The following is a 15,529-nucleotide window of genomic DNA, read 5'->3' as shown; positions in this document are numbered from 1 at the left end:
CGGGGGTGACGGGATGGCTTGCTTGTCGGTCGTCACCGGTACATTGCGGCGTGCGCTCTGGCGAGGAGAGGAGAACGTCCATGGTGGAAGTGGCACTGCGGCCGGTCGAGGATGACGATCTCGACGCCTTGTTCGACCAGATGCGTGACCCCGAATCGGTCCGGATGGCCGCGTTCATCGCCAGAGATCCCAACGATCGCGAAGCGTTCGACCTCCACATGGCTAAGTTGAGGACTTCGCCGGACATCATCCTGCGCGCGGTGACCGGCGACGGACGCTTCCTCGGCACCGTCGGCAGTTTCTTCGTGGAAGGCGACGCGGAAGTCACTTACTGGATCGACCGTTCGGCTTGGGGGCGAGGAATCGCCAGCCGAGCCCTCGCGCTGTTGCTCGACATGGTCGAGGTCCGTCCCGTGTATGCCCGCGCCGCCAGCGACAACCTCGGATCGCTTCGGGTCCTGCAGAAGGCGGGCTTCAGTGTCATCGGCACCGAGAACGCCTACGCGTCCGCTCGGGACGCCGAGATCGAGGAAACCGTCTTGCGCCTTGACCGTTGAGGAGCGTACCGGTCTGCGGGTCCCGACGGCGGTCTTCACGACAGTTTCTCCTTACTCCTCAACAACACCTGGCCGCTCGAGGTTGCCATCGTGCTACAACAGGTGATAGTCGGCGGGGTCCGCTGCCCTCGTTTGCAGCGTCGCAGTGATTTCCGTCGCCGATCCTCCGAGGCTTCTGCTCGGTTGTGCGATAGCTTGCCTGCCATGAGTGAGCGCGGATCCGTTGTCTGGCCTCCGACCCCGATCAAGACCGAGCGGCTGGTGCTCCGCGAGTCCGAGGCACGGGACCGAGCGGCGTTCATCGAGCTGTTCGCCTCGCCGGAGGTGGGCGCCTACATCGGTGGCGCTCAACCGCGTGACGAGCTCGAACGCACGAGACCCGAGGTACCGGGCCGACGCTTCGGACTATTCGTCATCGAACTCCACGGATCGATGATCGGCATGATCACGCTCGATCAGCGCGACGCGGAGCGTCCGGGTCACGTCCGTCCGGATGGCGGGGAGACCGAGCTCGGCTACCTGTTTCTGCCGCACGCATGGGGACGCGGGTACGCCGCGGAGGCGTGCGTGGCAACGCTCGGTTGGTTCGCCGACGCGCTTCCCGGTGAGCCGGTGGTGCTCTGTACGCAGGCTGCCAACGTCCGCTCGATGCGACTCGCGGCGAAGCTGGGATTTATCGAGGTCGAGCGGTTCGAGGAGTACGACGCAGAGCAGTGGTTCGGCGTCTGGCACTCCCCATCACCCCCTGGATTGACAGATAATGTTGCCTGATACATATCGATAGAATGCGAAAACCATTCTAGAGGTTCTTTCGCGTTCGCACACCTGTTCGATTACTGGTATTCTTGCGGGGTGTCCAGCCAACGCATCCTCGAACCGCCACACGAGCTGTGGCGTGCCGGTGCACGGGAGCTCGCGCACGGCGTGGTCGAGCGGTTGTCGCTGGCACGACAGGCGTTGGCGGAGGTCGGGCAGTTCCTGGTCGAGATCGAATCCCGCGGTCCGATGGAGTTGTTCGGGCATGGTTCGACGGCGGGCTGGTTCGCCGAAACCGCCCGCATCAACCCCAAAGAAGCCGGCGACACCGTGGCCCGCGCGCTGGCGGTGAACGAAAGCCGCAACCTGGACGGCACCCCGGCCCCCGCTTTCGCCCCCATCGCCGGTGCCGCCGCCGCGGAAGGGGACCTCGGGCACCAGCAGCTCGACCCGATCCTCGCCGTGCTGAAGAAGGTCCCCGCCGACGTGTCCGCCGAAGACCGGACCGGCGCGGAACAGATCCTGGTGGACCTGGCTCGCCACGCCGGACCACAACAGATCACCAACGTCGGCGCCGAACTCTTGGCGCATATGGATCCCGACGGGAACGAACCCAAAGACGAGGACCTGAAACCACCGTCGCGCGAGGTGCATCTTCACAAACGGGATGACGGCTGGTGGCGACTCAATGGCTTACTGGACCCGGAATTCGGGGCCCGCGTCAACGCGCTGTTCGACACCTGGGGACAGCGAAGACCCGTCGACGAGGACGGCAACCGTGATCCCCGCACCCCCGGCGAACGCCATGGGGACGCCTTGTTCGACGCGATCCACTACGCGATGACCAACGACAAGGCCCCCACCCTCTCCGGGGACCGCACCACCGTCGTAGTCACGATTCCCCTGGAGACCCTGACCTCAGGACTCGGGTCGGCCTGCGTCGACGGGGTCACCCAGATCACCGCACGGCACGCCCGCATGCTCGCCTGCGACGCCAAAATCATCCCCGCCGTCCTCGGCTCCGAGAGCGAACCGCTCGACATCGGCCGCGCCGCCCGCAGCGTCACCCCAGCGCAACGCCGGGCCTTGAACCTCCGGGATCGCGGCTGCGCCTTCCCCGGCTGTCACCGAAGACCCAAGCACTGCGAGGCCCACCATATTCTGCCCTGGGGCCAACTCGGCGACACCGACCTGAACAACCTCTGCCTGCTCTGCCGCTACCACCACATGGTCATCCACGGACAATCCGGCTGGAAAGTCCAGATCACCAACAGCCGACCCGAATTCATCCCACCGCAATACCTCGACCCGCTACAAACACCCCGCCACAACCACCGCTGAACCCGAGAAGCCCGCCGACCACACCGGCGACGGGCCCCTCGGCATGCCCAAAGGCCAGCCCTACTGCGATTGCTGCTGCTGACTCGGCAACGTCCCCGCAACCGACGAAGAACACGATCACCGACCACCCAAATGAACGAGCCGACTCCCCACCGAGTCTCGCCACCACCGTGGCGCCGGCGCCACGGTGATGCCCTCCGGGCAATACACCCCTCGGCATGCCCTCGCTCAGTTGAACCAGGTCCCGAACATCGAACTCTGCGACCGCCCCGCCAACCGTTCGCCAAGATCGACCGCTTGCGCCTCTGTGAGCAGACAGATGTAGTCGGTGACGGCCCGAGCGCACCTGGCCTCCTTGTTCTCCTTGAAAGTCCCTTTCGCCGCGTCGTCACACTCGATGTCGCGATAGATGACACGGAGCTGAATGGGGATCTTCGGACTGTCCGGTGACTTCTCCAGACACGTGAGCAGCCGGTCGAAGAGCGAACCGATGATCCTCTTCTGACCTTCCTGTTGGATGGCCAGCGGCGGCCTGTCGATCACGTAGAACCACGTGAGTTCCTTCAGCGCGGCGACCCGGTATTGGCTGTCTTGATCGACCTCTACGTAAGGAGGTTCGTCGAGGAGCCGGATCGCCTCCACGAACCGGGTGAGGTGCCCACTCGTGATCTTGTTCATCTGAACACGGTTCTCCCGGGTGTCCCAGCACTGCGTTTGAAGGCTCCCGCCGAACTCTTTGACCACCACGTCGATCTGCTCTTGAAAGCGGTATTCGTTGAACCCCTTGAGCTTCCTCAGGCGGTGACGGCCGTGCTCGAATATGCGGTCCTCGTCGACCGACAGGTGGTGCAGCGGGATCAGCCCTGCCCGGAAGTAATCTTCGAGATCATGCGTCGCGTAGCTGATGTCGTCGGCCCAGTCCATCAGGATCGCGTTCGCGGACCTCAACTCACCGCGGCAGGACTTCCTCGCCCAGTCGAAGTCCTTCCGTTCGGTCTGATAGGCACCCCATTTGTCGCCGTAGCCGAGGTTGGTCCACGAAGTCGTGGCCTTGGCCGAATCACGCGGTTTGAGGCGCGGGTACTTGAGGATGGCGTTGAGCGTCGCCCGTGTCAGGTTCAAACCCGTGTGGTCCATCTTCCGCCGCGCGAGTTTCGTCACCACACGGAAGGACTGTGCGTTCCCCTCGAAACCTTCCAGCCCCTTGATCTGGGCGAGGCGCTGGTCGAGGATCTCCTCCGCGACGTGGCCGAACGGCGGATGCCCGATGTCGTGCACGAGCCCAGCCGTCTCGACGACGTCCTCGTTCAAATCCGATCCCGGAGGGAACGCCCCAGCACCGCCCTGTTGAGCGCGGAGGTGCTGCACGAGTCTTCGCCCCATCTGCGCGACCTTCAAGCTGTGCGTGAGCCGGTTGTGCAGCACCAATTGCTCACTTACCGCGGCAACCTGAGTCACCCCGGCCAGCCGCCGAAAGGCGGATGAATAGAGCACTCGATCCCGGTCGCGCTGATACGCGTCCCGATAAGCCTTCTTCTCCGGTACTTTGTGGCGCCGGGCAGTTCCCTTCGACATGGTCCCCTCCTCGTTCATAGCTCAAATAGCCTTGAAAAGGAGGCGGAGAACGATAAGGAACCGTTAACGTCCTAATCGGAGAGACCACGCATCGGTACTCGTTCGCGACCGAACCGCAACCCCGGATCAGGCCACCATCACCAAATCCAGCCCCCGCACCCGTTCCCGGTCCGCGATGACGTCGATCTCGCTGATCTTCCCGTCCACGAACGCGAACGCGAGCACCACCGAGGGCCGTCCTTCGTCGGCCATCACGAGGCCGATGCCGCCGTTCACCAGCGCGAGCTGGGTGACCGCCGCGCGCACCGAAGCCGCCGCCGCGCCACGAGCCACCACACTGGCGCCGCGCAGGAAGATCGGCTCGCGCGAGGGGCCCGCCGCCTTGTCCGCGCGGAGGACGACGTCGGGGTGCAGGAGTTCGAGGAGCGCTTCGAAGTCTCCGCCGCGGGCCGCGGCCAGATAGGCGTCGACGACTTGGCGACGTCGTGCGAGGTCCGGTTCCGTGGCGGTGGGACGACCTTGGACGCGGCGCCGGGCGCGGCTCGCGAGTTGCCTCGCGGCGGCCGGGGTGCGGTCGATCAGCGGGGCGATCTCGTCGAACGGCACCGCGAACATGTCGTGCAGGACGAACGCGAGCCGTTCGGCGGGCGCGAGCGTGTCCAGGACGACCAGCATCGCCAGCCCGACCGAGTCGGCGAGCACCGCGTCGGCGGCGGGATCGGCGGAGGAGTCGACCGGTTCCGCGAGCCGGTCGTCGAGTGGTTCTTCCCGCCGGTGGTCGCGCGAGCGCAGGACGTTCAGGCACACCCGCGCCACCACCGTGGTCAGCCAGCCGCCGAGGTTCTCGATCTCGTCCGCGTCCGTGCGGTTGAGCCTCAGCCAGGTGTCCTGGACGGCGTCTTCGGCCTCACTGGCCGAGCCCAGCATCCGGTACGCCACCGCCCGCAGCCTGACGCGGTGTTCCTCGAAACGTTCAGTCAGCCGATCCACCGCTCATATCTAACAGCCACCGAGATCGTCGGTGAACCGCACGCCCGAAGACCGGTACGACGCGGCCCGTTCGGCGGCGGCCTGCGGAGTCAGCACCTCGTTCTTCGCGTAGTAGACCCAGTCCACCTGTTCGAGGTAGGTGCTCGTGCCGCCGCTGTGCTGCGTGAGGTCGATGAACCACTGGTTCACGTTGAGGGACATGTTCTGCCGCGGGTACACGTCGAACGGCCCGCTACGGTCGTGGTCGGCCACGAGGGCGTCGTCGATGTAGTACCTCACATGGCCGTCCGACACCGTCGCGACGACGTAGTGCCAGCCGTCGATGCTGCGGCGCTGGCTGTCACTCTTGTTCTCGGCGTACCAGGGGTCCGGCGTGTAGGTGTGCCAACTGGTCTGGAAGTTCACCGGCCCCGCCTCGCCCCATCCGCCGTTGGGCAGGTACTCCGAGAAGTCCAGCTCGCTGTAGATCGGGTCGTTGTCGTAGCGGAGCGGGCTGATCGTGAAGAACGTCTGGTTGATCCGGTCGCCGTCAGGGCCGGACGCCGGCGCGTCGGAGAAGCGGATGCGGGCCGCGTACGTGCCTTCGAGGAACCGTCGATCGGGTTGCATGATCTCGGTCTGCGTCGTGCCCGCGGGCGTGCCGTCGGTGGTGGAGGCGAGTTGCAGCACCTTGTCCCCGTCGGACGTCGGGAACGTGATGCCCTCCGGAGCCCAGCGCGCCCCTCCGACACCGGGGCCGCCGGCTCCGGACCGTACTTGCCAGCCGTGCTGAGACAAGAGCCCGTCGGTGTGCGAGCCGTAGTGGAAGTCGTCGAACAGCGCCCCGCAACCGGCCGCTCCCGCGGCGGCGCCCGGCGCCAAACCCAGTGCGGCGACCGACAACGCCGTGACGGCGGCGGCGCGGAACTTCCCTGAGGTCGACATCTCGTCTCCTTTACCACTGGTCAGTTTCTTTCCACCGTCGCCCGGTGAAGTGGTAAAGTCAATAGGTCTAGACAACTTGTCCACCAGCCAATTCACGCTGACCACTGGGTAGGCTGTGGTCATGCGGCGAACAGAGGTCAAGGATCGGCTACGCCAGCTCATCGAGCGGCGGCAGCCGGGTGAGGTCCTGCCTTCGGAACGCGCGCTGAGCACCGAAATCGGCGTCTCGCGCCCCACTTTGCGGGCCGCGATCGACGAGCTGGAGCGCGACGGTCTCGTGGTCCGCGAGCACGGCCGGGGCACGTTCACCGCGCCGCGCAAGATCTCCCAGGACCTCATGCCCGCCACCGGCCGCGAGCAGTTCGCGCCGCCCGCCGAGGGCGACTGGACGAGCCGGGTGATCGACTTCGCCACGCCCCTGGCGGGCGCCCGGCTCGGCAAACGGCTCGAGGTCTCCCCCGGCCACACGCTGGTGGCCGTCACCCGCGTCCGCGTCGTCGAAGAGGCGCCGATGGCGATCGAACGGATCCTGGTCCCGCGTGACCTCGTGCCCGACATCACGGCCACGGGTTTCGAGTCCGGCTCGTTCTACGAACTGCTCCGCACGCGGTACGAGGTCGTGCCGGCGACGGCCGTGCAGATCATCGAACCGACCGTCACCGACCCCGACGAATCCGGCCTGCTCGGCGTCCCGCAGCACTCCCCCGCGCTGCTGTTCGAGCGCACCACCCGCGACGCGAGCGGCCGCGTGATCGAATACACCCGCTCGATCTACCGGGGCGACCGCTACCGGATCACCTCGCATCTGACGTTCGACCACACCTCGGGCTGACTCCGGCGTGCCGGGGCCGTCGTAAGGAGAGTCCGTGTAAGACTCCCGGGCGATGTACACCCCGTCCGATCTCGCCGACCTGCTCGAATGCGAGCACCGCAGCGTCCTGAACCAGGCGCTGGCCGCCGATCTCCCCGGGGCGCCGCGGCCGGGCTCCGGGCCGGATCAGCTCGCGGTCACGCATGGACGCGCGCACGAGGCCGCGACGCTGGACAAGCTTCGCGGCGAGCGGAGCGCCGTCGTCGAGATCGATGAACGCGATCCGGTCGTCGCCGCGAAGGCCACCGAAGAGGCGCTTCGGGCCGGTGCTCCGGTGATCTACCAGGCGGTCTTCCACGACGGCGAGTTCTCCGGCCGGGCCGACTTCCTGATGCGGGACGACGAAGGCCGCTACGAGGTCTACGACACGAAGCTGGCCAGGCACGCGAAGCCCGCCGCGGTCGTGCAACTGACCGCGTACGCCGACGCTCTGCGCCGGGCGGGCTGGCCCGCCGGCCCGCGGATGCACCTGCTGCTCGGCGATCACAGCACGCGCTCGTTCCGCGTCGACGACTTCCTTCCGCTGGTGGACCGGCTCCGCGCCAGGTTGCGGAACCGACCGCCGACCCTGCCGGTCCCGCTCTGGGCCGACGAGCGGCCCGCGTGTGGCGGCTGTTCCTACGCCGCGCACTGCGCGAGCGCCCGCGAAGCCGATCGCGACCTTTCTCTGGTCGCGGGGATGCGCGGCGATCAGCGACGCAAACTCGTCGCCGCGGGACTCGGCACCATCGACGCGCTCGCGGCCGCCGCGCCGGAAGATCGGCCGCGCGACATTTCGACGACATCCTTCACCACGCTGCGCGCCCAGGCCGCGATCCAGGTCCGGCAGGACACCACCGGGCAGATCGCCTACGAGGTCATCGATCCGGACGCGCTGGCCGAACTGCCGCCGCCCGCGCCCGGTGACGTCTTCTTCGACATGGAGGGCGACCCGTACGCCCTGGCGGGCGAAGGACTCGAATACCTCTTCGGCGCCGTGACCGACGACGACGGCACGAAGTTCACGCCGTTCTGGGCGCACAACCGGTCGCAGGAGAAGCGGGCCTTCGAAGAGTTCGTCGACTTCGCCACCGCGAGGCTCGCGGAGCATCCCGGTTCGCACGTCTACCACTACGCGCCGTACGAGGTCACCGCGATCAAGCGGCTCGCCGCCGTGCACGGTACCCGCGAAGACGCCGTCGACCATCTGCTGCGCAGTGGCGGTCTGGTGGACCTGTATTCCGTGGTGCGCAAGGCACTCCGGGTCTCGCAGCGGTCGTACTCGATCAAGTACCTCGAACCGCTTTACATGCCCGAGGCCCGCGACGGCGACGTCAAGACGGCGGTTTCGAGCATCGAGGCGTACGAGGAATACCTGACGCTCACGGCTTCCGGCGAGACCGAACACGCGGACGAAGTGCTGCGAGGAATCAGCGACTACAACGAATACGACTGCGTCTCCACGCTGCGGCTTTTCGAGTTCCTCCACAAGATCCGTGTGGACGAGGGGATCGCGCTCGCCGAGCCGCCCGAAGAGTCCGATGTGGACGCTCTGCTCCGTCAGACCGAGGAGGACGTCGCCGCCCAGAAGCGCGCCGAACGCGCGGCGCAGCTGGCCGCGCTGGTCGATCCGCTGCTGGACGGGCTGCCCGACGATCCGGCCGAGTTCACCGGTGAGGATCGCGCCCGCGCGCTGCTCGCCGCGTCGGTCGGCTATCACCGCCGCGAGACGAATCCGGCGTGGTGGGAGTACTTCCGCCAGCTGGCCGCTCCGCTCGGTGATCTGGAGACCGACAACGCCTGCACCGTCCCGGTCTCGCTGGAGGCCGGGGAATGGGTGCCGCCGTCGGGCCGGGTCCGCAAGGCGAAACGCTCGCTGGTGCTCCGCTGCGATCCGGACCGGCCGCACCCCTTCGCCCCCGGCGACGACGTCCGCCTGCGATACGGGGCGGCCGCGCGGGACGCAAAGGTCGTCTCGGCCACCGCCGTCGAACTGACCCTGGAAGAAAGCTGCCCGCCCGACGAGACCACCGCCGACCGGCCGGTCGCGGTACTGCCCGGGAGCCCGGTCCGCCCCTCACCCAAGGACGACGCCGTCGCGGACCTCGCCCGCCTGGTCGTCGACACACTGCCGACGTTGCCCGCTCATCCGGGCATCGACCTGCTCCGGCGCACGACACCCCGGCTTCGCGACGACAAGCCCCTGCCCGAACCCGGGACCGACCTGGTGAACACGGTGATCGAGGCCGTCGAGGCGCTCGACGGTTCCGCGCTCGCCGTCCAGGGCCCGCCGGGCGCGGGCAAGACCTACCTGGCAGGCAGGCTGATCGCGAAACTCGTGCGCGCGGGCAAGACGATCGCCGTCACTTCGACCAGTCACAAGGCCGTGGAGAACGTGCTGTCCGCCGCGCTGAAGAACGCGCCGGATCTGCCGTGCGCGAAACGCGCCAAGCGGACCCCGGATCCGGCCGCGCCGTGGGAGCAGCCGAAGACCAATCCCGCGCTGGTGAAATGGCGCGAGGAGCACGACACCGGCCATCTGGTCGGCGGGACGGCCTGGACGTTCGCGAACGCCGCGATCCGGGAAGAGCCGTTCGACCTGCTGATCATCGACGAGGCGGGCCAGTTCGCCCTCGCCGACGCGCTCGCGGTGTCGATGTGCGCCAAGAATCTCCTGCTGCTGGGCGATCCGCAGCAGCTGCCGCAGGTCGTGCAGGGTACGCATCCGGCGGGCGCCGAGGCGTCCGCGCTCGGGCATCTGATCGGCGAGGCGGACATCATCCCGGCCGAACTCGGTTACTTCCTCGACGAGACCCGCCGGATGCATCCGGCGGTCTGCGCTCCGGTGTCGAGACTGTCCTACGCGGGCCGACTGCACTCGCATCCCACGGCGGCCGAGCGGGCGATCGACGGTGTCGAGCCGGGCCTGTACCTCGCCGAAGTCGACCACCACGGCAACACGACACGGTCGGTCGAGGAGGCCGAGGCGGTCACCGCCCTGGTCGCCGAACTCCACGGCCGCGCCTGGACCGATCACGGCGAGCCCCGGCCGCTCGGCGACGAGGACATCCTGGTCGTGGCGCCGTACAACCTGCAGGCCAGGGTCGTCGCCCGGGCGCTGGACCAGGCCGGTCACCCGGGCGTCCGGGTGGGCACGGTCGACCGGTTCCAGGGGCAGGAGGCGCCGGTGGTGATCACCACGATGACGTCGTCTTCGGCGGTCGATCTGCCGCGTGGCCTGGACTTCCTGCTCTCCCGCAACCGGCTCAACGTGGCGCTCTCACGGGCGCAGGCGCTCGCGATCGTGGTCTGCTCGCCGCGGCTGGTCGAGGCCGACATCCGCACGGTCGACCAGATGCGGCTGGTTTCGGGCATGCTCGGGTTGATGACCGAAGCCGTGCCGTGGCACGCAGGACGGAGTGGACGATGACCGAGAACAAACCGGACAAGGAAATCCTCGACGCCGAGATCGTCGAAGAGACCCCGACCGCGCCGGTCGAGGTCCCGGAGCCGGATTACAGCGAGGGCGGTGTGCCCTCGTTCGACCACGTGCGGGACCGGATCGAGCAGCGGTACACGACATCGCTGGGCTCGACCGAGCTCGCCGGCCTCGGCGGCAAGGAAGACGTCGCCTCGCTGGACAAGAAGATCGCCGACCGGGACAAGGCCGCCAAGGACAAGCTGGCCGAGATCCGCCGCGCGATGCGGGAGCAGTGAGCTAACCCCAATGCGGTGAACCGGCCTTCACCGCGATGGCCCGCGCCTTCCGGTAGTGCTCGGCGGCTTCGGGAAGACCGAGTGCCGTGGCCAGCTCACCGAGGTACCACGCGACCGGGCGAAGGGTGAGCATCCCGCTCTCGGCGCCGGCGATCTCTTCTTCGGCGGGCAGGAGCTCTGCGTACAAGCGTTCCATCGCAGTCCGGTCACCGAGCTCGATCGCGATGACGGCGTGCAGACAGGTGCGGGCCTCGAACAGCAGGTCCCTTGGCGAATCCGGGATCGGCGGCACCGGGCGGCACCAGCTTTCGTACGCGCCGTAGCTCTCTTCCCGTGCTTCCGGCGGCAAGCCACGCTGGATCCGGTCGCAGTACAGGGCGAGCGCGAGGATCCCGTTGTCCACTCCGGACATGGCCGTCCCGGCGAGCCCCGCCGCGGCGGCGCGATAGGCGGCTTCCCCACCGGGACCGGTCATCGCGGTCCGCATCGCGCGATACCACCGAGTGAACACTCCGACGAGCGGAAGGCCGTATCGCTCGCCGAGTTCGTCCGCCGCCGCGGCGTGCCGGTCCGCGGCGGCGAAATCGGCGAGCGCGCTCTTCGCTTGCAGGAGCACGAGGTGTCCGAGCACCTCGAACGTCACCAGCCCGTGCCGCGCGGCGAGATCGACAAGTTCAGCGCCGATCGCGGCCCGCTCGGGGGCGAGCCCCGCACGGTCGAAGGACTGCAGGAACCGGGCGTTGAGCGCGAACGCCAGCAGCGCCGGATCTTCGAGCTCGCGGGCGAGCGCCTCGGCTTCCCGGGCCGCGTCGCGAGCCCGCTCTCCGCCCGCGTTCCGCAGTTCGACGGCGAGCGTGGCCAGCAGGCGGCACCGCTCGGCCCGCCGTTCCCTGGGCAGCGCGGCGAGGGTCCGCTCGACGGCGCCCGCGATACGGGAAGCGAGTTCCCTGTCGTCGTTTTCGGTCCAGATGGCGGGGACGTCGAAGGCGCCGATCATCCGTGCGGTCAGCAGTGGATCGTCCAGCTTTTCCGCCAGTTCCAACGCTTCGGCCCGATGCCGTCGCGACCGGCCGAGGCCACCGGCGACGGCGGAAGCGCGGGCCTGGCCCATGATCAGCTCCAGCCGCTTCTCCGGTTCGGAGCCGCCTGATCGGTCGTACGCGGCGAGCGCGGCGTCCCAGAGCCGCGCCGCTTCCGTTGGTGCGAAACGACTTTCGGCCCGTTCCGCGGCCGCCCGCGCGTAATGCGCGGCACGGTCGTCGTGGTCTCCGGACAGCAGGAAATGGTGTGCCAAGGCATCGACGTCGTCCGGGCGAAGCCGTTCCAGCGCCTCGGCGATCTCGCCGTGCTCGCGGGCCCTCCGCGAGCGGGAGAGGTCGTGGTAGAGCGTGTCCCGCACGAGCGCGTGCGCGAACCGGAACCGGTGCGGCGCGCGCTCGCTCAGGAATCCTTGCCGGGCCGCGATTTCCACCGCGTCGAGCGCGGTTTCTCCCACCAGGGCCTCGAGAACGGCAAGATCGACGTCCGTACCGAGCACCGCCGCGCGCCGCACCACGCCGCGGACCTCGTCCGGTAACGCGTCCACCCGGTGCCGGACGACGTCGCGGACTCCCGGTGGCACCGCGGCCAAGGCGGCAGCCCCCTCGGCGGCCAGCAGACGGGCGAGCTCACGGGCGAAGAACGCGTTCCCGCCGCTGCGCCGATGGATCACCTCGGCGGTTTCCGGATCGATCTCCTCCCCGGTGGTGACCCGGACGAGCGCGGCGACCTCGGTCTCGGGCAGGCCGCCGAGATAGATCCGCGCCGGCTCGTGGCGAGCCGCCCGGCCGAGGAAGTCCGTCAACCGCGCGGGCGGGTCGGTGCCGCGATAGGTCGCGACGATCAGCACCGGCTCGGTCAGCACCGAAGCCAGCAGCGCCAACGTCTCCTCGCCCGCCCAGTGGAGGTCGTCGAGGACGAGCAGCAACGGTGCGGCGCCGGACAGGTAGGCGGCGACGGCCCGGTGCCATCGCCAGCGCGCGGCCAGGGGATCTTCGGGCGCCGGGTCCGCGGCCGGTGCCGCGCCGTACCCGGCGTCGGCGAGGGTGGCGAGGATCCGGGTCCAGGCGTAGGCGGGCGGCGCGCCCTCGTCGTCGGGATTGTTTCCCCAGGCCGTGGTCCAGCCCCGCGCGGCGAGGCGGGCGGAAAACGCCTCGGCGAGCGCGGTCTTCCCCACCCCCGCCTCACCCGAAACGAGCACCAGCCGCGACCCTGCCGAAGCTTCTTCGAGTCTGGCCAGTTCCGCGTCCCGGCCGACCAGTGGCCGCTCGGGGATCTCGGGCACGGACGGCGCGAGCCGGGGCGCTTGCGCCAGGATGTCGGCTTCCAGATCCCGCAGGCCGGCGCCGGGGTCGACGCCGAGTTCGTCGGCGAGCCGCTCGCGCGCGGTGCGCAACACCGCCAGCGCGTCACCTTGCCGTCCGGAGCGGTAGAGCGCCAGCGCCAGCAGCCGGGAACCGTTTTCCCGCAAGGGATATTCGCGCACCTGCGGTTCCAGCGCGGGGATCACCTCGGCGGCACGCCCGAGCGCGAGTAGCGCTTCGGCACGGAGTTCGCCCGCCAGCGACCGGAGTTCGGTCAGCCGGGAGATCTCGCCGCGAGCCCAGCCCTCCTCGGCGAACTCGGCGTACGCGGGGCCGCGCCACAGCGCGAGCGCGGTGTCCACTTGAGACAGTGCCGCGTCCGCCCGGCGGGCGTCGAGGAGCTCCCGGGCCGTGGCGACGGCGGCCTCGAAGTCCCACGCGTCGACGGAATCCGCGCGCAGGGCATAGCCGCGGGCGACCGTGACGAGCAGCCGCGCGGGCTCACGGGGCGCACGATGCGGCTCCAGCGCGCGGCGCAAGGCACCGACGAAGGTCTGGACCGCGCCGACGGCACCCTCGGGCGGACGTTCCCACAGGTCGTCGACCAGGCGTTCCACCGGCACGACCCGGCCGCGAGCGATCAGCAGCCTGGCCAGCACCGCGCGATGCCGAGGGCCCTTCAGCCCGACGTCGCCGCGCGCGTCCTCGGCCACGAGCGGGCCGAGCACCCCGAACCGCATCGTCACCTCCCGCTTCACCGACGGTGATCATCGTGCCCCGGCCGCTCGGTCGCCGCTGACCGGGTGCTGATTCGGGCCGGGGACGCTGGCGGTCATCACGGAACGACCAGGAAGGTACCCATGCGCATCACCGGATTCGACTACCAGCGCGTGCCCGTGGCGGACGGCGTCGCACTCGACGTCGCCGTCGCCGGGACCGGCAGCCCGATCGTGCTGCTGCACGGCTTCCCCGAGACCCACCTCATGTGGCGGCACGTGGCGGCGGATCTGGCGGCCGACCATACCGTCCTCTGCCCTGACCTGCGAGGATACGGCGAAAGCGACAAGCCGACCGACACCGGCGAGACCTACTCGAAGCGGTCGATGGCGGCCGACGTCGTCGCCGTCGCGAAGGCCTTCGGCCACGACCGGTTCGCCCTCGCCGGGCACGACCGGGGCGCGCTGGTGGCGCTGCGGGCCGGGCTCGATCACCCGGACAAGGTGAGCCACCTCGCGATCCTCGACGTGCTGCCGACGCTGGACATGTGGGACGTGCTGCACGGCGCCGGCGCCGCGGTCGGTTTCCACCTCTATCTGATGGCCCAGCCGCCCGGGCTGCCCGAACAGCTGATCGCCGCCGCGCCCGACGCGTTCTTCGGTCACTTCCTCGACGCGTGGACGCGGAACGGCGACGCGATCCCCGCCGACGTGCGTGCCGCGTACCTGGAAGCGTCGCGGAACGCGGTGCCCTCGATCGTCGCCGACTACCGCGCTTCGGCGACGATCGACGTCGAGCACGACAAGGCGGACCGTGCGGCGGGCAACCGGCTCACCATGCCGCTCACCGTGCTTCAGCAGGACTGGGGCGCCATGCTCGGCTACGACGCCGTCGCGCTCTGGCAAGCGTGGGCGACGGATCTGCACCACCGGACGGTCACGTCGGGGCACTTCATGGCCGAGGAGTCGCCGTCGGAGGTGGTGAAGGCGCTGCGAGACCTGCTCACGCGCTAGGCCGATGGGGTCCTTCACCGCATGTGACGCGGTGCAGGACCCCTTCAGCCCCCTCCCTGGGCCGAACGGCGCAACCGATGTTTAGCCCCTGGCCTGCGGGGTATCGGTTGTCGGCACGCTCTACGAGGGGCCCGACATGACACCCACCGCCAGCACTGTCAACACCGCCAACCGCGCGCACACCGTCGCACGCGATCTCCTCTCACTCACCAGATCGGGGGAAGCCGACCGGCTCGCCACCGCGCTGGTGTCCATCGCCTCGTCCACCCGCCGGAAACCGGCGCTCGGCGAAGTCGTCGGACGGCTGGTCGACACGTTCTCCTTGGCCGCCAAGGATCGCCGTCGTTCGCTGCGGATCGGTGAACCGTTCACCTTGCGCCTGCGGGATCACGCGGGCCGGACGGTCCGGCCCGACCGGCTCGACCCCGGTGTGGCCGCGATAGTCCGCGCCATCGCCGCCAGCGTCCGCGACGACCGGGACACCTGCGCCGATCAGATCGGGCAAGCCTGCGAGAACGCGGATCTCGACCAGCGGATCCGGGTGCTCGCGCATTGCCTGGTCTGGACGTCGGATCTTCTCAGCACCGACACCACCGCCTATCCCCCGGTGCTGTCCTGTTTCAAGGTGCCGCCAGGTAACAGTCCACAGTAGACATTGCGCGGTTCGGATGACTTCCGGCCCGTCGTATGGACATCCCCTGCCGCGAACGGCAAGCTGGACCACCGCGCACGAAGTCCCAGCCCCCG

General features: G+C 68.9%; 12 protein-coding genes. 8 read left to right on the top strand and 4 right to left on the bottom strand.

Going from position 1 to position 15,529, the window contains the following annotated elements; translation table 11 throughout:
• Positions 1 to 50: 50 nt before the first annotated feature.
• From ACIRGA_RS13530 to ACIRGA_RS13520, 3 genes are all read left to right on the top strand, one after another.
• A complete protein-coding gene (locus ACIRGA_RS13530) occupies positions 51 to 557 on the top strand; it encodes a GNAT family N-acetyltransferase (RefSeq protein WP_400940406.1) in 507 nt (168 codons plus the stop codon).
• 204 nt (positions 558 to 761) lie between these two features.
• Positions 762 to 1,328, top strand: coding sequence for a GNAT family N-acetyltransferase (locus ACIRGA_RS13525; RefSeq protein WP_400940403.1), 567 nt, complete (start codon positions 762 to 764; stop codon positions 1,326 to 1,328).
• Positions 1,329 to 1,409: 81 nt separating this feature from the next.
• Complete coding sequence (locus ACIRGA_RS13520) at positions 1,410 to 2,654, top strand: DUF222 domain-containing protein (RefSeq protein ID WP_400940401.1); 1,245 nt, start codon at positions 1,410 to 1,412, stop codon at positions 2,652 to 2,654.
• Positions 2,655 to 2,882: 228 nt separating this feature from the next.
• Here the strand turns inward: ACIRGA_RS13520 and ACIRGA_RS13515 are convergent, their stop codons facing one another.
• From ACIRGA_RS13515 to ACIRGA_RS13505, 3 genes are all read right to left on the bottom strand, one after another.
• Complete coding sequence (locus ACIRGA_RS13515; protein ID WP_400940398.1) at positions 2,883 to 4,229, bottom strand: deoxyguanosinetriphosphate triphosphohydrolase family protein; 1,347 nt, start codon at positions 4,227 to 4,229, stop codon at positions 2,883 to 2,885.
• Positions 4,230 to 4,355: 126 nt separating this feature from the next.
• Positions 4,356 to 5,219: a sigma-70 family RNA polymerase sigma factor gene (locus ACIRGA_RS13510; protein ID WP_400940395.1), complete on the bottom strand. Its 864-nt coding sequence runs from the start codon at positions 5,217 to 5,219 to the stop codon at positions 4,356 to 4,358.
• 9 nt (positions 5,220 to 5,228) lie between these two features.
• The gene (locus tag ACIRGA_RS13505) at positions 5,229 to 6,143 is read right to left on the bottom strand and encodes a glycoside hydrolase family 16 protein (protein WP_400940393.1); all 915 of its coding nucleotides are present in this window, start codon (positions 6,141 to 6,143) and stop codon (positions 5,229 to 5,231) included.
• A gap of 121 nt (positions 6,144 to 6,264) precedes the next feature.
• Between ACIRGA_RS13505 and ACIRGA_RS13500 the strand changes: the two genes are divergently transcribed.
• The 3 genes from ACIRGA_RS13500 to ACIRGA_RS13490 are packed head-to-tail and all read left to right on the top strand — an operon-like array spanning position 6,265 to position 10,710.
• Positions 6,265 to 6,975, top strand: coding sequence for a GntR family transcriptional regulator (locus ACIRGA_RS13500; RefSeq protein ID WP_400940391.1), 711 nt, complete (start codon positions 6,265 to 6,267; stop codon positions 6,973 to 6,975).
• A 52-nt stretch (positions 6,976 to 7,027) separates the two neighbouring features.
• Positions 7,028 to 10,423: a TM0106 family RecB-like putative nuclease gene (locus ACIRGA_RS13495; protein WP_400940389.1), complete on the top strand. Its 3,396-nt coding sequence runs from the start codon at positions 7,028 to 7,030 to the stop codon at positions 10,421 to 10,423.
• Entirely contained in the window at positions 10,420 to 10,710 is a 291-nt protein-coding gene (locus ACIRGA_RS13490; RefSeq protein WP_125684924.1) for a hypothetical protein, read from the top strand. The genes ACIRGA_RS13495 and ACIRGA_RS13490 overlap by 4 nt, the downstream gene beginning before the upstream one ends.
• Position 10,711: 1 nt before the next feature.
• Here the strand turns inward: ACIRGA_RS13490 and ACIRGA_RS13485 are convergent, their stop codons facing one another.
• Complete coding sequence (locus ACIRGA_RS13485; protein WP_400940676.1) at positions 10,712 to 13,792, bottom strand: BTAD domain-containing putative transcriptional regulator; 3,081 nt, start codon at positions 13,790 to 13,792, stop codon at positions 10,712 to 10,714.
• 120 nt (positions 13,793 to 13,912) lie between these two features.
• Here ACIRGA_RS13485 and ACIRGA_RS13480 point away from each other — a divergent pair, with 120 nt between their 5' ends.
• Together ACIRGA_RS13480 and ACIRGA_RS13475 are read left to right on the top strand one after the other, a co-directional pair.
• Positions 13,913 to 14,782, top strand: coding sequence for an alpha/beta fold hydrolase (locus ACIRGA_RS13480; protein ID WP_400940387.1), 870 nt, complete (start codon positions 13,913 to 13,915; stop codon positions 14,780 to 14,782).
• 136 nt (positions 14,783 to 14,918) lie between these two features.
• Complete coding sequence (locus ACIRGA_RS13475) at positions 14,919 to 15,434, top strand: hypothetical protein (protein ID WP_400940384.1); 516 nt, start codon at positions 14,919 to 14,921, stop codon at positions 15,432 to 15,434.
• Positions 15,435 to 15,529: the final 95 nt, after the last annotated feature.

This window comes from Amycolatopsis sp. NPDC102389, assembly GCF_044765885.1.
Classification (GTDB): Bacteria; Actinomycetota; Actinomycetes; order Mycobacteriales; family Pseudonocardiaceae; genus Amycolatopsis.
The sequence above is the reverse complement of the archived record's forward strand: the minus strand, read 5'-3'. Positions and strand labels throughout refer to the sequence as shown.